We start from the raw sequence: 20,011 nt of genomic DNA, 5'->3' as shown, positions 1-20,011 counted from the left end.
CTTGAACCCTAATGACGCAATCAACCGCTACATTGAAAATGCTTGCCTTCGGCATCATCGCCATCTCAGCGGTGTTTTCCGGCGACGCTTCATGGCCCATCCGACTTCTTTGGTGGGCTGTTGCCGGTTATAGTGGTGTGCGATACATTTTGATCGCTGGGAAGCGCCGAACATGCGGACACGGTATGGTATCGCAGTCTGGACCATTCTGGTATCCGTGGATCATCGACCCTTGTCCCAAATGCGGCGCGGCAAGTTTCGACAAGTGACGCGATGCTGCAAGGTTCGGCGTCAGCTTTCCACCGCGCGACTCCAGAACTGACCGTTAGCGGAATGGCAGTTCCCGCGTGGATCTGGAAAAAAGCTGTCGGTCAGGAAACGACCCATTGCGGTCGTTCAGAACCATCGGCATAGTTGGCAAATGAAGTTCGTTGAGCGCATCTTGCTGATATCGGCTGGGGCCCATTTCTCTGCTGGGGTTATTGGTCGAGACGACCTTGAATGGCGAGCCGTCTACTATGGCGCATTCGTTGTCGGCGCAATTGCAGCGATCGCGCTGATGTGGCTGCAAAATCGCCGCGCAAATCTGGATGGCAGCTAACCACCCCCATTTCCTGCCGTCTGGCCTTTAAGGGATTTACGCCAAGAGCTGCCATTCAGCCAACTGCCCCCAAAGCTATGGCATGAAATGCGTTGCGCAGTCCGCTTTCCTTTGGCAGGAATTATCTTTCAGATCAAAACGTCGTCGGCTCACAACTTCACAGAGCGCTGGCATTGTTATGATAACCCGGCGCTCTAAGGCCCCGCCCTTCCCTTTTCCCCTACGCATCCCTAGCTGTCACCCCTGACCAAACGGGAGCAATCATGACCACGCCAACCATTGGCACCGCCGCCAACCTCGTCGCCAACGTCCCGCTGATCCCGCGCGAGGACCTGTTCGGCAATCCGGTGCGCAGTGGCGGCAAGATCAGCCCCGATGGCCAGTGGCTGAGCTGGATGGCCCCGCACGAAGGCGTGATGAACGTGTTCATGGCTCCCTATGCCGCCCCCGACAATGCCCGCCGCATGACCAGCGCCAAGGACCGGCCGATCCCGCAGTACTTCTGGTCGCCCGACTCCACCGCGCTGCTCTATGTCCAGGACAAGGCGGGGGACGAGAACTACCTGCTTTACAAGGTCGATGTCGCGACCGGCGCGGAGACGTGCCTGACCCCGTTCGAGAACACCCGCGTGCAGATCGTCGGCGCATCGGACACCATCCGTGACCGCATCCTGGTGGGCCTCAACAACCGCGATCCGCAGTGGCACGATGTCCATTCGCTCAACCTCACCACCGGCGCGCTGGAGCTGGTGCTGGAGAACAACGAATGGGCAGGGTTCGAAACCGATGATGCCCTGACCCTGCGCTGGGCCATGCGGCAGAACGAGGCGGGCGGTACGGACCTGCATGAAATCACCGATGGCGTGATTGCGGAAAGTCCGCGCGAAGTGATCGCGATGGACGATTCGCTCAGCACCCACATGGCGGGTTACACGACCGACGGCGAGACGCTCTACTGGCTCGACAGCCGCGGCCGCGATACCGCCGCGCTCTATGCCGAGGAAACCGCCACAGGCCAGCGCACCCTGCTGGCCGAGGATGCCCGCGCCGATATCGGCGGCACCATGCGCCATACCAGGACCGGGGTGATCCAGGCATGGTCGGTGACCTACCTCACCACCGAATGGCACTGCGTGGACGAGGGCATCAAGAGCTCGCTCGACTGGCTGCGCGAGCAGCTCGACGGCGATTTCGGAGTGATGTCGCGCACCGATGATGACCTGAAGTGGCTGGTCTGGAACGACCCGCTGGTGGCCCCCATGCGCTGCTATATCTACGACCGCGCGGCGGATAGCCTCAAGCTGTTCTACGTCACCAAGCCCGCACTGGAAGGCGCTCCGCTGCAGCCGATGCAGGTGCACGAGATCCCTGCGCGTGATGGGCTGACCCTGCCGAGCTACCTCACCCTGCCCGCCGGTGCATCAGGCCCGGTGCCGCTGGTCCTCGTGGTCCATGGCGGCCCCTGGGCACGCGACGGCTATGGCTTCAACCTCACCCACCAGTGGCTGGCGAACCGCGGCTATGGTGTGCTGTCGGTAAATTTCCGCGGTTCCACCGGGTTCGGCAAGCACTTCATCAATGCGGGCAACCTGCAATGGTCCAAGGCCATGCACGACGACCTGGTCGATGCGGTCGAATGGGCCGTGGCACAGGGTTATGCCGCGCGCGACAAGGTGGCGATCATGGGCGGCTCCTATGGCGGCTATGCCACGCTGGTGGGCCTGACCTACACGCCCGAGCTTTTCGCCTGCGGGGTGGACATTGTCGGGCCGTCGAACCTCGAGACCCTGCTCGAAACGATTCCGCCCTACTGGGCGCCGATGGTCAAGCAGTTCCATGACCGGATGGGTAACCCGACCACGCCCGAAGGCCTGCAACTGCTCAAGGATTGCAGCCCCATCCACAAGGCGGACCGCATCGTGCGCCCGCTGCTGATCGGCCAGGGCGCCAACGATCCGCGCGTCAAGCAGTCCGAGAGCGACCAGATCGTCGCTGCCATGCAGGGCCACGGCATCCCCGTCACCTATGTGCTGTTTCCCGATGAAGGCCACGGCTTCCACCGCCCGGAAAACAACATCGCCTTCAACGCCATCGTCGAGGGCTTCCTCGCCACCAATCTCGGCGGCCGGGTGGAGGATCTGGGCGAGGTTTTGGGCGCCTCGACCGCGCAGATTCCGGCAGGGCGGGAATTTATCGCCGGGCTTTAGGCCATCCGGTCAATCACCTGCGCCAGCGTGATATCGCGCATGGTCAGTCCGCCTGCCTCATGCGTGGTCAGGGTGATGTCCACGCGGCTGTAAACATTTGACCAGTCGGGATGGTGCCCCAGCCGTTCCGCCGCCAGGGCCACCCGGGTCATGAAGCCGAAGGCGGCGTTGAAATCCTTGAAGGCAAAGGTGCGGCTGATTGCGCGGCCATCGGTGCGCAGGGTCCAGCGCGGGATGCAGGACAGGGCTGTCTCTTGTTCGCTATCGGTCAACCGGTCCACTTTTACCCCTGCCTTTCACTTGCTTGTCGCCGCGCGAACAGTGCCCTAACGCGGTGGCCGATGGAAGCCTGCCGCATCACTGCCCGCGATCTTGCCTGCCGCCGGGGGGACCGCGTGCTGTTTGCCGGCCTCTCGCTGGACCTTGCGGGCGGCGAGGCCTGCCAGGTGGTCGCGCCCAACGGCATGGGCAAGTCGAGCCTGATCCGCATCATCGCCGGCCTCTTGCGCCCCTTCGCCGGGTCGGTCGAGCGGCACGGCATGGCGGGCCTGCTGGACGAGCGGCCCGCGCTGGACGAACACCAGCCGCTGGGCGCTGCTCTCGACTTCTGGCACCGGCTCGATCCGCAATCCGCCCCGCTTGACCAGCTTGGCCTCGCCGACCTCACCGACGTGCCCGTGCGCTATCTCTCCACCGGCCAAAGGAAGCGCGCCGCGCTCGCCCGGCTGATCGGCCAGCAGGCGCCGATCTGGCTGCTGGACGAGCCGCTCAACGGGCTCGACACCAGGGGCGTTGCCATGGTCGAGGACCTGGTGGCGGGCCATGTCGCGGCAGGAGGGCTTGCCCTGATCGCCAGCCACCAGCCCTTCGCCCTGCCCGACCTGCGCCGGCTCGACCTTGCGACCTACACCCGATGAGCACGCTTGCTGCCCTTCTGCGCCGGGATCTTGCGCGGCTGCTGCCGGGGATGCGCGGCGGCGGATCGCTGCTGCCGCTACTGTTCTTCCTCGCCGTGGCCATGCTTTATCCCTTCGCGATCGGCCCCAACCCCACCCTGCTCGCCGCGACCGGCGGCGGGGTGATCTGGGTCGCCGCCCTGCTCGCCGCGATCCTGCCGCTGGACCGCCTGCTGGCGAGCGATGTGGAAGCGGGCTTCTTCGACCAGTGGGCCCTGCGCGGGGTGTCCGAAGAACTGCTGGTCGCCGTTCGCATGGTCGCCCATTGGCTCAGCTTCGGTCCCTTCATCATGCTCGCCGCCCTGCCCGCTTCGGCGCTGGTGGGGATCGACGGGGACAAGCTGCGCACCGTTGAACTGGGCCTGCTGGCAGGCACCCCCGGTCTTGCCGCCATCGGCGTGATCATTGCCAGCGTTACCGTGGCTCTGAAAGGCGGCGGGGCGGCGCTGTCGGGCCTGCTGCTGATTCCGCTGGCCGTGCCGCTGCTGGTGTTCGGCGCAGGATCGCTGTCCACCGGCGGCGAGGGCGGCCTTGCCCTGACCGGCGCGATCAGCCTGCTCTTGGTCGCCATCGCGCCCTTTGCCGGAGGGGCCGCGATCAGGGCCGCGCGCGAAGGCTAGAGCCGCAAAGGTTACACAAGTGACACCCTGTCACTTTCCCTCAAGTCACATTTATCGCCTGATTACAGTCACCTGCCCCGCTAAACGCCCGGGCGGACAAAGTGACACCTCCCCGGGAAAAACACCCCGCATCTGCCATCGATTGGAAAGAGCCGCCACGCCCTTAGGCGCGCGGCGACCCTGTAGGAAAGCGCGAAGCCTAAAGGCTCGGCGGCTCATACCCCTCGCGTCGCAGGCCCAGCATATAGCCGACCAGGTCCGACACCTGCGGGGCATCGAGGTCGAAATCCATTTCCTCGGGGTAATTGTGCGCATCGACCAGCCAGCGTTCGAGCGAGGCCGAGGTCAGTCCCGGGGTGTTGACGATGCGCGGCCATTCGGGCGCCAGCGGATTGGGCGAGAGCATGTCCTGCTCCACCGCATGGCACCCGCCGCAGGCCGCTTGCGCAAAGGCCAGCACCTCGTGGTCCACCACCGGCGGCGGCGTAGCTTCGGCAACAGAGTCCAGCGGCTGGCACGCGCCCAGCATGGCGGCACAGAACACTGTCGCCAGCCGGGCGCGCAAGGTCATCACTGGCTGCGATCCACCCACACGTCGCGGTCGAGCACCCAACCGTCTTCGTCCAGCACCCAGATATGGGCGAACCGCCCGCTGCCCAGCGGCACGCCGAGGAAGCGGTCGAGCACCTGGTAGTTGCCGTGGACCAGCATCATCTCGCTATCGACCACGGCGTCGGTCACATTGAGCACGGTAATGGGGTTGGCGCGGTTCATGTCCGCCGCCCAGTAATCGCTGATCGCCCCGCGCCCGATCACGCGGCCTTCGTGGTGGATGTAAAGCTCGGCATCGTCGGCATAGAGAGCAGCCAGCGCGGGAATATCGACCGAATTGTAGGCCGCAGTCCAGCGGTTGGCCAGTTCCTGCACGGTGACATCTTCCTGTGCCGCAGCAAGGCCCGGCAAGGTGGCAACGGCAAGTGCGGCGGCAGTAGCAATCATACGGAATGACATGACGATCCTCCTATCCATAACTGCAGGGCTTCAGCGGGCGGAAGGCGAGGATCGCCTGGGGCCCTGTGTCCTGCAGGATGGGGATAGGGGTCCATACCACGCCCCTTCATTGACCGCCATCAATAGGGCGGCTTGTCGAGACCCTTCGGGCTGGCGGTGAAAATCTCGCACCCATCCTCGGTAATTCCGATGGAATGTTCGAACTGGGCGCTCAGGCTCTTGTCGCGGGTCACGGCGGTCCAGCCGTCGCTCAGCATCTTTACCGGCGCTTTCCCCAGATTGATCATCGGTTCGATGGTCAGGAACATGCCGGGCTTCAGTTCTGGCCCGGTGCCTGCGCGGGCGGCGTGGACCACTTCGGGCGCATCGTGGAACAGGCGGCCGAGGCCATGGCCGCAAAATTCGCGCACCACGCCATAGCGATTGGCTTCGGCATGGGCCTGGATCGCCGCGCCGATATCGCCCAGCCGCGCGCCGGGCTTGGCCTTGTCGATCCCGATCATAAGGCATTCGTAGGTCACATCGACCAGCCGCCGCGCCTTCAGCGGCACATCACCCACCAGGTACATCCGGCTGGTATCGCCGTGCCAGCCATCCAGCAGCGGGGTTACATCGATATTCACGATGTCACCGTCCTTGAGCACCTTGGAGCCGGGAATCCCGTGACACACCACGTGGTTGATCGAGGTGCAGCAGCTATGGGTAAAGCCGCGATAGCCAAGGGTGGCAGGCACCGATCCGCCATCGAGCATCATCTGGCGCACATGGTCGTCAATCTCGCCGGTGGTCACGCCGGGAACGACGAATGTGGTCAGTTCATCGAGAATCTGTGCAGCCAGTTTCCCGGCGGCGCGCATGCCGGCAAAGCCTTCCGGCCCATGCAGCTTGATGGTGCCGTCGCGATAGACGGTCGTGTCGGCGGTGACGTGCTGATATTGTACCATGACGGGCGATGTAGCGATAATGGCCGCGAATTGCGAGGGCCGAGCGCTATCCGCGCGCCGCAAAGGCGCTGCGGTATTCTTCTTTCACCACTTCCAGCACTTCGGCATCGACCGGCACGGTGAATTCATAGCTGCCTTCGGCATAGGGTCCGGCCACATAGGGCCCCATCATCACGCCCAGCCGGTTGAACACCCGCCCATTGGTCGAGCCGAGCAGTACCGTCGTGTCGGTCAGCGGCACGCATTCGTTGAACGTATCGCCGTCCAACTCCTCGCCCCCACGCCGCACGGCGCGTTCGCGGTCGAGCAGTTCGCACAGTTCGGTGCCGATGGCTTCTTCCAGCGCTTCTGCCGAGGTGAAGAAATCGATCGGTTCGACCGACGTGTCAGCCTCGCGGTCCCATACCAGCGCATCGAACCCGGCATTGCCGTGCGCGCCGCCGCTGTAGGACGTGATGCTGGCCGACAGGCTGAGGAAGCGCGGCGTATCGGCCACGACCGACCAGGCGATGCCGGTGGAATACTTGTTAAAGGGGAAGCCGTTGTCCCGCGCCGCCTCGCGGCCAGCGCGGCTTTCACGCACCAGCCCTGCGCGCACGCGTTCCAGCCGGGCATTCAGCAATTGGGCCAGTTCGGGCACGTTGCCCGCTTCGGCGGGATAGGAATATTCGAACAGGAAGTCGTCGGTTTCCTCTGCCACCGTCCGCGCGCCGCTGGCGGGTTCCGCCGTGGCGCTGGCTGTCGCGGTCGGCTCCGGAGTCGGCTCGGGAGCGGGCGCCTCCTCCCGGCAGGAAGCAAGCGCAAGGGCCGCAGTCATCCCCAAACAAACATTTCGAGAAACCTTGAGCATGCGCTTCGATTGCCTTTCCAAATCGGCCCGGCTTGGGCAGAAGCGCTCTTATGAGCGTAAAAGCGGATCTGATCCAGCCGGATCGTGGGCAGGATGCCATTGCCATCCATCTGGTCAACAAGGACTTGTTCGAACAGTTCGCGCAAGGGCTGAGCGGCCCGCAGCGCAGCGCGCTGGCGGCGCAGAAGTTCACCGGTGGCGGCTACCAGGTGGCCATCGTGCCCGATGGAGAGGCGTGGTTTGCAGTCGGCGGAGTGGCCAATCCGGCCGATCTTTCAAGCTGGTGCATGGCCAAGCTGGCGAGTGCTCTGCCCGCCGGAACCTATCGCCTCGCCAGCGGCGATCCCGGCCCTGCAATATACGGCTGGCAAAGCGCGCAATATGTGTTCGACCGCTACAAGGCAGATCCCGATGCACCCGGTCCGCGCGTTCTGCTGACCGGCGAAGTGGGCCGCATTCCCGCCGTGGTGGCCGAAGTCCAGGCAGCCGCCCTGGTGGCCGACATGGTCAACACCGCTGCCGAGGACATGGGCCCCGAAGCGATCGAGGCCGAAGCCGCCCGCATTGCCGAGGCCCATGGCGCGACGATCAACGTGGTGCGCGGCGATGCTCTGGCAACGGGCTTTCCGATGGTCCACGCCGTGGGCCGCGCCGCTGCCCGCCACCATGCCCCGCGCCTGATCGAGCTGAACTGGGGCGACGATGCCCATCCGCGCATCGCCATCGTGGGCAAGGGCGTGGCTTTCGATACCGGCGGGCTGAACATCAAGCCGGGCAACGGCATGTTGCTGATGAAGAAAGACATGGGCGGCGCGGCCCATGCGCTGGCGCTCGCCTCGCTGGTCATGGCTTCGGGCCTGAAGGTGCGGCTGCAATGCCTCGTCCCGGCGGTGGAGAACGCCATCGCGGGCAATGCCTTTCGCCCCGGTGACGTGCTGAAAAGCCGCAAGGGGCTGTCGGTCGAGATCGGCAATACCGATGCCGAGGGGCGGCTGATCCTGGCCGATGCCCTGGCCTATGCCAGCGAGGCTTCGCCCGAACTGGTGATCGACTTCGCCACCCTGACCGGCGCTGCCCGCGTGGCCGTGGGGCCGGATCTGCCCGCGCTGTTCACCCGCACGGATGAGACTGCGGACGCCCTGCTGAAAGCTGGCAAGGCGCAGGACGATCCGTGCTGGCGCCTGCCGCTTCACGCGCCCTATGCCGAATATCTCAAGAGCGACATTGCCGACCTCAACAACACCCACACCAACGGCTATGCCGGGGCCAGCGTGGCGGCCAGCTTCCTCGACCGGTTCGTGGGAGAGGACATCGATTGGGCGCACTTCGATACCTTCGCCTGGCGGCCAGCGGCCAAGCCGGGGCGGCCCAAGGGCGGCGCGGCGCTGGGACTGCGTGCCTCTTTCCACATGCTCAAGGCGCGGTTCGGGTGAGTGGCCTGACCGGTGGCAAACTTGCCCTCGCGCCAAGGCGCGGCTAAGCGCGCCGCAAAACCATAGAAAGACAAGCCCACGCCTGTGTCCAAGCCTGCACCTGCCAGCCTTACCTCGACCCATCCGCAAGGGCCCTTCGTCCTTAGCGGACCTGTCGTGCGGCCGGATGAAACGCGCGTGCCGATCCGGGGTGACCTCGCCCATGTCGGCCTGGCGGGCCGCTATTTCGTGCCGCATTACGCCGTGCCCCAGCCGCGCAGCGTGATGCCCGGCGGCGCACCGCTGCTCGCCTCGCCCTCATCCACTGCCGCGACCTTGTGCGAGCTGGCGGAAGGCGACAGCTTCGAACTGCTCGACATCACCGGCCAATGGGCCTGGGGCTGCCTGTCACTGGAAGGGCCGGTTGGCTATGTCCATATCGACCGGCTGGAACAGGTCGTCTGATGGCGCAGACAGTCTTCATCGACGGGGCCGCGGGCACCACCGGCCTCGAAATTGCCGACCGGCTGGCTGGCCGCAGCGAATTCGAGCTGATCGTGCTCGATGATGCCAGCCGCAAGTCCTCTGCTGCGCGGGCCGATGCGCTCCAGGCCGCCGACTTCGCCGTTCTGTGCCTGCATGACGATGCCGCGCGCGAGGCGGTGGAACTGGCAGCTGGCAGCAAGGTGCGCATCATCGATGCCTCCACTGCGCACCGTGTCGCACCCGGCTGGGTCTATGGCTTCCCCGAAATTGTCGGGCGCGAGGCAGTGGCTTCGGCAACCCGCGTAAGCAATCCCGGCTGCTATTCCACCGGCTTCATCGCCCTGGTCGCCCCGCTGGTCCGCGCCGGGCTGCTGCCCGCCGACTGGCCCTATAGCTGCAATGCCGTCAGCGGATATTCCGGCGGCGGCAAAGCGCTAATCGCCCGGTTCGAGGACGATGCCGACATTGCCTGGCGCGGATATGCCCTGGCGCTGGGCCACAAGCACGTGCCCGAGATGCAGGCCCGCTGCGGCCTCGACCTGCCCCCGCTGTTCACCCCCGCCGTGATCCCCGCGCACCGCGGCATGGTGGTGGAAGTACCGCTGATGCTGGCCGCCATGCCGGGCGCGGCCGCTCCCGACAGGCTTCGCGAAGCGCTGGCTGCGTTCTATGCCGACAGCCCCGTGGTCCGCGTGGCCGATGCCACAGTGCCCGACGAACTGCTTCTGCGGCGATCCAATGGTCCGAGCGATGCGATGACCCTGCACGTCTTTGCCAATGCCGACGGATCGCAGGCGCGGCTCGTCGCCATGCTCGACAACCTCGGCAAGGGTGCCAGCGGAGCAGCGGTGCAATCCTTGAACCTGATGGCCGGCCTGGATGAAAAAGTCGGGCTGGCGCTCTGACCCTGCCTAATAATCAGGCACACCGATGCCGAAATATTGGGCAATAATCGAACACGAAAACGGCGTTATAGTTTTCCAATCTTGCGAATCCGCCCTTTCGGTTTGCCGCGCGATTGTCTAGGCCTACTCCCTGACCTTGGCATGATTCTTGATACATCGTTTCCAAACAGGTCCGGGCGCCAAGACAAAAGCGTCGTGCAACAAGACGGGATAGACGTGAAAAAGATCGAAGCCATCATCAAGCCGTTCAAACTGGACGAGGTGAAGGAAGCCCTGCACGAAGTGGGCGTATCCGGCATCACCGTGACCGAAGCCAAGGGTTTCGGCCGCCAGAAGGGCCATACCGAACTCTATCGCGGCGCCGAATATGTCGTCGATTTCCTGCCCAAGGTGAAGCTGGAAGTCGTGGTATCCGATGCCCAGGCCGCCGCCGTGGTCGAGGCGATCGCCGGCGCAGCGCAAACCGGGCGCATCGGTGACGGCAAGATCTTCGTCTCCGATATCCAGACCGCCCTGCGCATCCGCACCGGCGAACAGGATGATGCGGCCATCTGACCGGCGCACCACCACCAATCAACCGGGGCCGCTGACCCGCGCCCGACAACACCAACCGACACTCATGATCTTGTGATCCGAAGAAGGGAAAAACCATGGCTAGTGCAGCAGACGTCTTGAAGCGCATCAAGGAAGAGGAGATCGAGTGGGTCGATCTTCGTTTCACCGATCCTAAGGGCAAGTGGCAGCACCTGACCATCTGCGCCTCGGCCATCGACGAAGACAACCTTGAAGAAGGCCTGATGTTCGACGGTTCCTCGATCGAGGGCTGGAAGGTCATCAACGAGAGCGACATGATCCTGAAGCCCGATCTCGATGCGGTCTGGGCCGATCCGTTCAGCGCCACCCCGATGATCAGCATCAACTGCGACATCGTGGAGCCCTCCACCGGCGAACTCTACGCCCGTGACCCGCGTTCGACCGCCAAGCGCGCCGAAGCCTACCTCAAGTCCACCGGCATCGGCGACACTGTGTTCGTCGGCCCGGAACCCGAATTCTTCATGTTCGACGACGTGCGCTTTGAAGACGGCTATTCCGGTTCGGGCTTCGCGATCGACGATATCGAACTGCCGACCAACACCGGCAAGGACTATGAAGGCGGCAACCTGGGTCACCGTCCGCGCGCCAAGGGCGGCTATTTCCCCGTGGCTCCGGTCGATAGCTGCGTCGATATCCGCGCCGAAATGGTCTCCACCATGATGGAAATCGGCCTGCCGATGGACAAGCACCACCACGAAGTGGCCGCTTCGCAGCACGAGCTGGGCATCACTTTCGACACCCTGGTGAAGACTGCCGACCACGTGCAGATCTACAAGTATGTCGTGCACCAGGTGGCCCAGGCCTATGGCAAGACGGCCACCTTCATGCCCAAGCCGATCCGCATGGACAACGGCAGCGGGATGCACACCCACATGTCGATCTGGAAGGATGGCAAGCCGACCTTCGCGGGCAATGGCTATGCCGGCCTGTCGGAAACCTGCCTGTTCTACATCGGCGGCGTGATCAAGCATGCCAAGGCGATCAACGCCTTCTCGAACCCCACCACCAACAGCTACAAGCGGCTGGTGCCGGGCTTCGAAGCTCCCGTGCTGCTCGCCTATTCGGCGCGCAACCGTTCGGCCTCGTGCCGCATCCCCTACGGTTCGGGCGAGAAGGCCAAGCGCGTTGAGTTCCGCTTCCCCGATCCGCTGTGCAACCCCTACCTCAGCTTTGCTGCACTGCTGATGGCCGGGATCGACGGGATCGAGAACAAGATCCATCCGGGCGACGCGATGGACAAGAACCTGTACGACCTGCCGCCGGAAGAGCTGGCCGAGGTGCCGACCGTGTGCGGTTCGCTCCGCGAGGCGCTGAATGCTCTCGAAGCCGATCACGACTTCCTGCTCAAGGGCGACGTGTTCACCAAGGACCAGATCGATGCCTACATCGAGCTGAAGTGGCCCGAAGTGTACCGCACCGAGCAGACTCCGAGCCCGGTCGAATACGACATGTACTACAGCAGCTAAGCTGTTTGCCTGATCAAGGAAAAGGGGGCGTCCGGAACATTCCGGGCGCCCCTTTTTTGTAGCTAGTACTGCTGCTAGGGGCAGCGACCGCTGCAAGTCAGGATCACCATGCTCACCACATACCTCATCCTGGCCGCTGGCCTTGTCCTGCTGGTGATCGGCGGCGAGCTGCTGGTGCGCGGCGCGGTGAAGATCGCCGCGCGGATGGGCCTGTCGCCGCTGCTGGTGGGGCTGACCGTGGTGGGCATGGGCACCTCCACCCCTGAACTGGCCGCCAGCGTGCAGGCCAGCCTGGCCGGTTCGCCGGGCCTGGCCCTGGGCAATATCGCAGGTTCCAATCTTGCCAACCTGCTGCTGATCCTGGGCATATCGGCGCTGATGGCACCCATGATGGTTCCGCGCGGCGTGCTGTGGCGCGATGGGGGCGTGGGCGCGCTGGCCGTGCTGGCGCTGATCGTGGCTGGCCATACGCTGGGCCTCAACCGCGTGGCCGGACTGGCCCTGCTGGCAGCGCTGGTAGCCTATCTCGTGTTTGCCTACCGCCAGGAGCGCGTGGGCCAGGGCCATACCGCCGCCTTCGACCGCGCCTCGGCCATGGCCGAGGCCGACCCGGCGCTGACGCCGCACGAACGGGGTCCGGCCGACAAGCTGTCCGTCGCCCTGCTGCTGACACTGGCCGGCCTCGTCTGCATCGTTGGCGGCGGCAACCTGCTGGTGACTTCGGCCATCACCATCGCGGCAGACCTTGGCGTGGCGGACGAAGTGATCGGGCTGACCGTGGTGGCCGTGGGCACATCGCTGCCCGAACTGGTCACCTCGGTCATCGCCGCCATCCGCAAGGAAGGCGAGATCGCGCTGGGCAACGTGCTCGGTTCCAACATCTTCAACGTGCTGTTCATCGGCGGGTTGACCGGGGTAGTCGCCCCCACCGTTATCCCACCGTCGATCCTGGCCTTCGACCTGTGGGTGGTGCTGGCAGCAGCGCTGGGCGTGATGCTGTTTGCCTGGACCGGGGGACGGCTGAGCAGGCGCGAGGGGGCCGTGCTGCTGGCGATCTATCTGGGCTATACCGCCTATACTGCGGGGCTGGTCTAGGGCCGTCGCTGAGGGCTTTCCTACAGCCTCGTCACTTACCTAAGCACCCTTGCGAATCGTCGCAATCAAGGTGTCCGGCTCATGCTTCCCTTCCTTCAACTCCCCCGCCGCCGCGTATCCGCCGCCGGTATCGCGCTGATCAAGCAGTTCGAAGGCTGCCGCCTTGCCGCCTATCCCGACCCCGGCACCGGTGGCGATCCGTGGACCATTGGCTGGGGCGCAACGGGCAAGGGCATCGGGCCGGGCACGGTTTGGACGCAGGAACAGGCCGATGCGCGGCTGGTCGCCGACGTTGCGCGCCACGCGGCAGAAGTGCTTCGCGCCATCGGCAAGGCGCCCACCACGCAGGGCCAGTTCGATGCCCTGGCCAGCTTCCATTACAACACCGGCGCGATTCGCAGGGCCACGCTCACCCGGCTGCACGTGGCAGGCGACAATGCCGGGGCAGCGGCGCAGTTCGCCCGATGGGTCTTCGCAGGCGGCAGGGTACTTAGGGGACTGGTGCGGCGGCGCGAGGCCGAGGCCGCACTCTACCGCAGCTAGTAGTCCCGCGAATACTCCGCCGCCACGCCCGATCGTCCGACCGTGTTGATCGTGGCCAGCAGCGAAAGCCAGCCCGTTAAGCGGTATTCAAGTTCGGTGGCGTTGTAGCCCTGCCCGTCGGTAATCAGTTCGATGTAGAACCGCCGCGTCACGTTCTTGCCCAGCGCCACCGATGTACCGCGGTTGAGCGCCGGATCGGCCGGAACAATCCGCAGCCGGTCGAGCCCGATGGCGCTCCGCAGCCGGTTGATCGGATCCATCCCCGATCCGCCGCGCAACGATGCCAGCGCCGCGCCCAGTTGCAGCGCATCTGTGGCCGACAGTGTGGAGATCGAGCCGCCGAAAAGCAGCCGGGCGAGCAGCTCTTCCTGCGGCAGGGCGGGCACCGAGGCAAAGTCGATCTCCGGCTGGCTGGCCGTGCCGCGCACCGTCACGTCCACGGCCAGGCCATCGACATCGGATTCGGCCAGGATGTCGAGCCGTGGGTCGATCGGCACGCTCTCGTCGAAGTCGATGCGGCCGCGGGTGATCTCGAACCGCACGCCCGCAAAGCTGTAGAAGCCCTGGCGCGGGACGATCTCGACCTGGCCGCCGATGCGTGGATCGGCCGTGGTGCCACGCAGGCGGATTTCCCCGCCCCATTCGCTATCGAGGCCCATGCCGTCCACCTCGATGCCGCGCGCGGCCGTGGCATTGATGAGATAGCGCCAGGGCCGCGCCGCGCGGCGCGGGGGCGCGATGTCTGCGGGAAGGTTTACCTCGGTAATTTCCAGATCGGGCAGGTCCACCGCCTCGTCCGCCGTGCCCAGCCGCCACTGCGCCTCGCGCACCTCAAGCCGTCCGGCGATGGTGCCGTTGATGCCATCGGACACGATCCGCAGCGGGCCGGTAACCGTGGCGCCCATGCCGGGCAGTTGCAGGATGCGTGCGTTGCGCGCCGCTAGCCGCACATCCATCTGCGGCCCGCGATCGGCAGACATGTTGGAAAAGTCGATGAAACCGCTGCCACTGACCCGCCCGCCATTGGTCGCGGTACCGGCAAACGAGGTCAGCCGCAGGCGCGATCCGTCGAACCGCCCGCGCGCCGATACGTCGTTCAGATCGGAGCCGGTGATCGCCGCCTGGACGCGCAGCCCATCGCCTGCCAGCGAGCCCTGGACCTGCGGATTGCCGAGCGAGCCGCGCACATTGGCGGCCACGTTGATCCGGCCCGAGATATCCAGCAGGTCGATCGCCGCCAGTCGCCACAGGCCTTCGGCTGGTCCATTGTACCGCAACTGCGCGAACAGGTCGCCGGCATAGAGCCGCTCGCCCAGCGCCCCCCCTGCGGGCAGGTTGGATACCGTCATGTCGAGGCGGCCATTGGCACTGCCCTGGTCCTCGATCACCGCGCGGGCCTGCAGCAGGCTGGGCGAAAGGTCGGCCACCAGCGCGATATCGACCGGGCGCGAGGTCAGCACTAGGCCCGACCGGGTCAGGCCATTGGCGAGCAGCCGGGCCTGTCCGGTGGGCACGCCGCTGTCGCTGCCGGCAAAATCGACCACGCCCGAAACCGTGCCGCCCAGCCCCAGCTCGCCGACCACATCGGCCAGGGCCAGCGGCATGCGCGACAGGGCAAGGCGGCCTGCCATCGGCTGTTCGCCGCCGAACCGTCCGCTGGCGATGGCGAATCCATCGGCATAGGAAAGCTGAGCGCGTTCAAGCTCCCACCCGCCATCGTCGGTCCGCGCCAGCACGGCGCGGCGCGGCATGGCAATGCGCTCACCGGCATAGGATCCGCGGACCGCCAGTGCGATCTGGTCCAGCGTGGCCTCACCATTCAGCAGCAGTTCGAACCGGCTGCCGCGCTGCCCCGCCATGGCTGCATTGAACGTGCCCACTCCGCCGCGCACCTCGGCATTGCCAGCCATCCGCCCGAGAAACAGGTTGCCATAGCCGATGCCCTGCGCGCTCATCGTGCCTTCGATCGTGGTGGCACTGCCCCCTTCGGCATTGGCGATAAACCCGCGCGCATCCACATCTGCCTGCGACACGGTGAGCTGGGTGGTCCCGCCGAACCGGGCTTCGCGTGCGGTCAGGGCAACATCGAAGGCCTGCCCTTCGGGCCGCGCGGCAAGGCCCACCCGGCCATCGACACCACCGCCCGACAGCGCGAGGCCGCCATCGACTCCGCCTTCGACCAGCCTCAACTGCCCGCTGATCCGCGTCAGCGCCACATCCAGCCGGTTGATGGCGATGCTGACCGCCCCGCCCGCAGGGGCCACGACAAACAGGTCGCCATCGAATTCGCCCAGCGTCGATTGCCCGGTGGTGGCAATGGCAAAGCCGTCGCCTTCAGGCTCCAGCGCCACGCGCACGTCGCGCAGGCCCGCTGCGGGCAGGGGATCAGCCAGCACCAGCACCACGCGCGGGCCATCATCCGCCAGCGTCGCTTCCAGCGTGAAGGGGCCATATTCGGTATGGCTGCCGCTGCCGGCGATCGTAGTGGTCGAGCCTTCGACCTGCCCTTCCAGCGTGGCTTCCAGCTTGTCGGAATTGATCGTCAGGCCGTTGAAGGCAATCGGCCGCGCCGCGCCAAGCGCGATACCTCCGGCAAAGCGGATATTGCCGCCCGCCACGTTCTCCAGCGTGGCATTGGTCACGTCGCTGACGCGGCCATCAAGCTGCGCTGCAAGGCTCCACGGCCGGTCACCGCCCAGCGTCAAGTCGATCCGCGCCATGGTGTCCACCCGGCCCACGTCGTCAAACCGCAGGTTGTCTGCCTGCACCGGCCCGACAAGGCGCACCTGCCCGCTGGCAAGGTTGGCATTGACCGCAAGGGCCGCGGTGAGGCCGGGGAAGGTCACGCCCAGCCGCTCGACAGACAGGCTGTCGCCCGCCCACACCAGCGTGCCGCCGAGCCGCCCATTGACCAGCCGGGGATCGGCCAGGGCAAGGCCGCTGACCACCCGGCCCACCCGCACATCCAGCGGCAGGACAAAGCGCCCGTCATCACCCTGCAAGGTTCCGCTCTGGGTCAATCCGGTCAACACGATATCGCCTGATACAAGCCGCCCCACACTGATTTCATGCGGCACGGCCATTCCGGCAAAGGGCCCGTCGAGCCGCGCCGACAGCCGCGCATTCTCCAGCGCCACGGCATCGCCGAACAGCATCGAATCAAGCAGTTCGGCATCGAGCTGCAATCCGTCGAACTCGTTGTTCGCCAGGTCGATCGCGCCGCCGCCATCGAGGTTGAAGCCCTGCGCCCGTACGGCCAGACTGCCTTCCAGCACACTGGCCTCCAGCGTACCCGACGCGGTGAAGGCAACTTCACGGCCCAGCGCGCGGGCGCTCATCCCTTCCACCAGGTCACCCGGCAGCGCCGTGCCGACCAGCCGGTACTGGCCGTCCTCGTTATAAAGTTGGGCATCGAGCAGCGGCTCGCCACCGCGCCGGGCGACCAGTTGCCCGACCCACGAAATCCACGTGCCATCGCCTTCCAGCGCGATCGCCAGGTCCTCGTCCGATCCGGTCAGGGTGGCAAGGAACCCGCCTGCCGGGGCAACATAGTCAAGGTCGAGATCGAACACATTGCCATCGGGTTCGGCATTCACCAGGAAGGTGAACCGGTCACCCCCGCCCAGTTCGCCGGCGGCATCAAGATAGACATGGCCGTTGCGGATGTCGGCCTCGGTGCGGAACTGCACCACCCGCTCCTCGCCCAGCACGCCTTCGACCACGCGCAGGTCTTCCACCACCAGCCGGTCCACGCGGATATTGAAATCAGGCAGGATCGGCGCATCGGGATCGCCGGGGACCAGTTCGGGCATGGCATAAAGCGTGCCGTCGCTCAGCACGAGGTGGCGCACATCCAGCCCGGTGAAGAACCACTTCCAAGGCCGCCAGTTGAGATCGACCTCGGGCACTTCGAGGAACAGCACATCGTTGGCATCGCGCAGTTTCACATCGGTGAAAGTCGCGCTCCAAAGTACCGAGCCTTCGATGCCGCCCACTTCCACCGACAGGCCCGATGCGGGCGCATAGGCGCTGACCTGGTTGAGCAGGAATTGCCGCCCCGGCGCAGTATGGAGGAACACGCCGAACGCCACGATCACCGCCAGCAGCAGGGCCAGCACCCGCCCGCTCCACACCCACACACTGCGAGCGGTGCTGCGCCGCTGCGGGGGCTGCTGTTCAATCGGGGCGCCGGTCTCGTCCATCAGAACGCCTGGCCCAGTGCGACATAGACCGCCACCGGCCCGTCACCCGGCTGGCGGTTGAGGGGCACGCCCACATCGAGGCGGATCGGGCCAAAGCCGGTCGCATAACGCACGCCCAGGCCCACGCCGAGGCGGATGTCGCTGAAATCGGGCACGGAACCTACATTGACAACCCCGGCATCGACGAAGGGCACGACCGAAATGGCGCCGTCCAGGAGGCCGGTTTTCACCCGTGCCTCGGCCGCCAGCTCAAGCAGCGAGCGACCGCCATTGGGCTCGCCCAGTCCATCCCGCGGGCCGATCGAGCGGAAGCCATAGCCGCGCACCGAACCGCCGCCACCGGCATAGAACCGCCGCGACGGGGCGATGCTGGTGATGTCAGCACCGGCAATGGTGCCGGCCCGCGCACGCGCCGCCAGCACCACGTTCTCGCCCGCACTCTGGTAATAGGACAGGTCGAACTGGACCTTGAGATAGGTCGAATTGGTCCCATCGACGCGCGACAGTTCCGGGCTGATCGCGCCGCGCAGGCGGAAGCCTTCGGTAGGATCGAGCAGGTCGTCGCTGGTGTCGAGCTGGGCAAAGGCAGGCAGCGCGGCGATCAGGAAGGTGTTGTTGGGCGTGGCGAAATCGCGCTTCTGCTCGCGCTCCTCGGTTGCCACCAGTTCGAACCCGGCACCATAGGACAGCGGCTTCTGGAACAGGAGGGTCGAGACCCGTTCATAGGTGCCGATGAGCGAGGCGGTGCTGGCTTCGAAGGCATCGTTATCGAGCGTGGAGGCAAAGGCATCCAGCGTCAGGATGCGGTCGCGGCCCTTGAAGTTATTCTTGCGGAAGGTCACCCCGGCCAGCTGTTCCTGCGTGCCAAGGATGCCGCGCACCCGCAGCATGCCTTCGGGCGGGAACAGGTTGCGGTGTTCCCAGCTGCCCGCCAGCCTGATGCCTTCCTCGGTCCCGAACCCGACCGATCCGGCCAGCGTGCGCAAGGGCGCAGCCGTGAGGCCCACGGCCATGTCCACGGTGCCCGGCTGGTCGCCCATCGGCGGGGTGACTTCTACCGGCGTCATTGTGACCGAGCCGACCAGCCCCGTCGCTAGGATAGCGCGGCGCAGGTCCATCTCGTCGCTGCGGCGGTAGAGGTCGCCCGGCTCGAACCGCGCGATGTTGGCCAGATGGTTGGCGGGGAGGAAATCCTCCATGTCGCTGGTGACATTGCCGAAGACATAGCGCCCACCCGGTTCCACCGGCATGGTCACATCGCCTTCGAGCCGGGCATGATCGACCAGCAGTTCGGGGTCCTCGATTGCGGCAAAGGGATAGCCGCTTTCGCCCAGCGCGGTGTCGAGATCGAACCGTTCGTCGGTCACCGCGTCAAGCGACAGCAGGTCGCCCGGGAAGACCTCGTAGGTCTGGCGCAGCATGTCGTAATCGCTACCCGCCGCCGCTAGGTTGCCCAGATCGACCTCGCCCACGGTGAATCGCCGACCGGGGATCACATCGAACCGGGCAACCGGGTCTTCCGAAGCATCTTCGCGATCTTCGGCGATTACGATCGAGCGGATCACCTGGGCATCGAAATAGCCATAGGTCCGCAGCAGCCGGACCAGCAGGTCTTCGTCGGCGCGGGCCTGGGCGGTGAGGCGGGCCTGGCTGCCGTTGGAATCCAGATCGACCACGGTGGAAAGCGACCTGAACCGGTCGATGAATTCATCGCGGATCGGGAACAGCGAGGTATCGGACGGGAAGGCCAGCACCAGCTCGCTCGAAATCCGCTCCTCGCTCACTTCGGGCAGGGGCGGGATAACCTCGTCGAAGGTGGCGAATTCGATCGGCTCTTCGGCTTGCGGCAAGGGTTCGATCTCGGGCAGCGCGAGGTTTTCCGGCAGCTCGATCGTCAGGAAGGGATTGGGCTCCATCGGCGAATCGGCGGCAAGATCGTCGGCCCCGGCCTCGTCGCCCGGACCGCTACCCTGCGACGCCCAGGCTTCGGGATCGTTGACCGCTTCGGGCGGAATCAGGTCGTCCAGCGTCGGCAGGCCCTGCGCGGATAACGGCGCTGACCACGGCCCGGCCAGCAAGGCGAGGCACATGGCCATCGCCGTGACACTGCGGTTCATCG

General features: G+C 65.5%; 18 protein-coding genes. 11 read left to right on the top strand and 7 right to left on the bottom strand.

The window, feature by feature from the left end; genetic code table 11:
* Window positions 1-421 precede the first annotated feature (421 nt).
* Together M3P36_RS08170 and M3P36_RS08165 are read left to right on the top strand one after the other, a co-directional pair.
* Window positions 422-601, top strand: coding sequence for a hypothetical protein (locus tag M3P36_RS08170; protein ID WP_249702752.1), 180 nt, complete (start codon window positions 422-424; stop codon window positions 599-601).
* A 263-nt stretch (window positions 602-864) separates the two neighbouring features.
* Complete coding sequence (locus M3P36_RS08165; protein WP_249702751.1) at window positions 865-2,808, top strand: S9 family peptidase; 1,944 nt, start codon at window positions 865-867, stop codon at window positions 2,806-2,808.
* Here M3P36_RS08165 and M3P36_RS08160 read toward each other — a convergent pair.
* Window positions 2,805-3,089 (bottom strand): 4a-hydroxytetrahydrobiopterin dehydratase, encoded by a 285-nt coding sequence (locus tag M3P36_RS08160; protein ID WP_249702750.1) that lies wholly within the window; start codon window positions 3,087-3,089, stop codon window positions 2,805-2,807. The genes M3P36_RS08165 and M3P36_RS08160 overlap by 4 nt on opposite strands.
* Window positions 3,090-3,149: 60 nt before the next feature.
* On the opposite strand from M3P36_RS08160, the gene ccmA reads away from it, so the two are divergent.
* Window positions 3,150-3,725: a heme ABC exporter ATP-binding protein CcmA gene (gene ccmA / locus M3P36_RS08155; RefSeq protein ID WP_249702749.1), complete on the top strand. Its 576-nt coding sequence runs from the start codon at window positions 3,150-3,152 to the stop codon at window positions 3,723-3,725.
* Entirely contained in the window at window positions 3,722-4,384 is a 663-nt protein-coding gene (locus M3P36_RS08150) for a heme exporter protein CcmB (protein ID WP_249702748.1), read from the top strand. Before ccmA ends, M3P36_RS08150 begins: the two co-directional genes overlap by 4 nt.
* Window positions 4,385-4,583: 199 nt before the next feature.
* Here M3P36_RS08150 and M3P36_RS08145 read toward each other — a convergent pair whose 3' ends face one another.
* From M3P36_RS08145 to M3P36_RS08130, 4 genes are all read right to left on the bottom strand, one after another.
* Window positions 4,584-4,955 (bottom strand): hypothetical protein, encoded by a 372-nt coding sequence (locus tag M3P36_RS08145; protein ID WP_249702747.1) that lies wholly within the window; start codon window positions 4,953-4,955, stop codon window positions 4,584-4,586.
* Window positions 4,955-5,395, bottom strand: a complete 441-nt coding sequence (locus M3P36_RS08140; RefSeq protein ID WP_249702746.1) for a DUF4440 domain-containing protein — start codon at window positions 5,393-5,395, stop codon at window positions 4,955-4,957. The genes M3P36_RS08145 and M3P36_RS08140 overlap by 1 nt, the downstream gene beginning before the upstream one ends.
* Before the next feature lie 119 nt (window positions 5,396-5,514).
* Window positions 5,515-6,339, bottom strand: coding sequence for a type I methionyl aminopeptidase (gene map / locus M3P36_RS08135; RefSeq protein ID WP_249702745.1), 825 nt, complete (start codon window positions 6,337-6,339; stop codon window positions 5,515-5,517).
* Window positions 6,340-6,385: 46 nt separating this feature from the next.
* Window positions 6,386-7,156 carry a DUF4163 domain-containing protein gene (locus tag M3P36_RS08130; protein ID WP_249702744.1) on the bottom strand — a complete coding sequence of 257 codons (771 nt, stop codon included), beginning with the start codon at window positions 7,154-7,156 and terminating at the stop codon, window positions 6,386-6,388.
* 83 nt (window positions 7,157-7,239) lie between these two features.
* Between M3P36_RS08130 and M3P36_RS08125 the strand changes: the two genes are divergently transcribed.
* The 7 genes from M3P36_RS08125 to M3P36_RS08095 all read left to right on the top strand — a co-directional run bounded on the left by M3P36_RS08125 (window position 7,240) and on the right by M3P36_RS08095 (window position 13,690).
* On the top strand, window positions 7,240-8,622 hold the full coding sequence (locus tag M3P36_RS08125; protein ID WP_249702743.1) for a leucyl aminopeptidase family protein: 1,383 nt from the start codon (window positions 7,240-7,242) through the stop codon (window positions 8,620-8,622).
* Window positions 8,623-8,706: 84 nt separating this feature from the next.
* A complete protein-coding gene (locus M3P36_RS15255) occupies window positions 8,707-9,066 on the top strand; it encodes a hypothetical protein (protein ID WP_249702742.1) in 360 nt (119 codons plus the stop codon).
* On the top strand, window positions 9,066-9,992 hold the full coding sequence (gene argC / locus M3P36_RS08115) for an N-acetyl-gamma-glutamyl-phosphate reductase (protein WP_249702741.1): 927 nt from the start codon (window positions 9,066-9,068) through the stop codon (window positions 9,990-9,992). The genes M3P36_RS15255 and argC overlap by 1 nt, the downstream gene beginning before the upstream one ends.
* 216 nt (window positions 9,993-10,208) lie before the next feature.
* Window positions 10,209-10,547, top strand: coding sequence for a P-II family nitrogen regulator (locus M3P36_RS08110; RefSeq protein ID WP_249702740.1), 339 nt, complete (start codon window positions 10,209-10,211; stop codon window positions 10,545-10,547).
* Window positions 10,548-10,642: 95 nt separating this feature from the next.
* Window positions 10,643-12,052 (top strand): type I glutamate--ammonia ligase, encoded by a 1,410-nt coding sequence (gene glnA, locus M3P36_RS08105; RefSeq protein WP_249702739.1) that lies wholly within the window; start codon window positions 10,643-10,645, stop codon window positions 12,050-12,052.
* Window positions 12,053-12,160: 108 nt separating this feature from the next.
* Window positions 12,161-13,147 (top strand): calcium/sodium antiporter, encoded by a 987-nt coding sequence (locus tag M3P36_RS08100; RefSeq protein WP_249702738.1) that lies wholly within the window; start codon window positions 12,161-12,163, stop codon window positions 13,145-13,147.
* Window positions 13,148-13,228: 81 nt separating this feature from the next.
* Window positions 13,229-13,690, top strand: a complete 462-nt coding sequence (locus tag M3P36_RS08095) for a lysozyme (protein ID WP_249702737.1) — start codon at window positions 13,229-13,231, stop codon at window positions 13,688-13,690.
* Here M3P36_RS08095 and M3P36_RS08090 read toward each other — a convergent pair.
* Window positions 13,687-17,892, bottom strand: a complete 4,206-nt coding sequence (locus tag M3P36_RS08090) for a translocation/assembly module TamB domain-containing protein (RefSeq protein ID WP_249702736.1) — start codon at window positions 17,890-17,892, stop codon at window positions 13,687-13,689. The genes M3P36_RS08095 and M3P36_RS08090 overlap by 4 nt on opposite strands.
* Entirely contained in the window at window positions 17,892-20,009 is a 2,118-nt protein-coding gene (locus tag M3P36_RS08085) for an autotransporter assembly complex protein TamA (protein ID WP_249702735.1), read from the bottom strand. The genes M3P36_RS08090 and M3P36_RS08085 overlap by 1 nt, the downstream gene beginning before the upstream one ends.
* Window positions 20,010-20,011: the final 2 nt, after the last annotated feature.

Source organism: Altererythrobacter sp. KTW20L, assembly GCF_023501975.1.
Classification (GTDB): Bacteria; Pseudomonadota; Alphaproteobacteria; order Sphingomonadales; family Sphingomonadaceae; genus Alteraurantiacibacter.
Note: the sequence above shows the minus strand (reverse complement) of the source record. Positions and strands in the feature narration are given on the sequence as shown.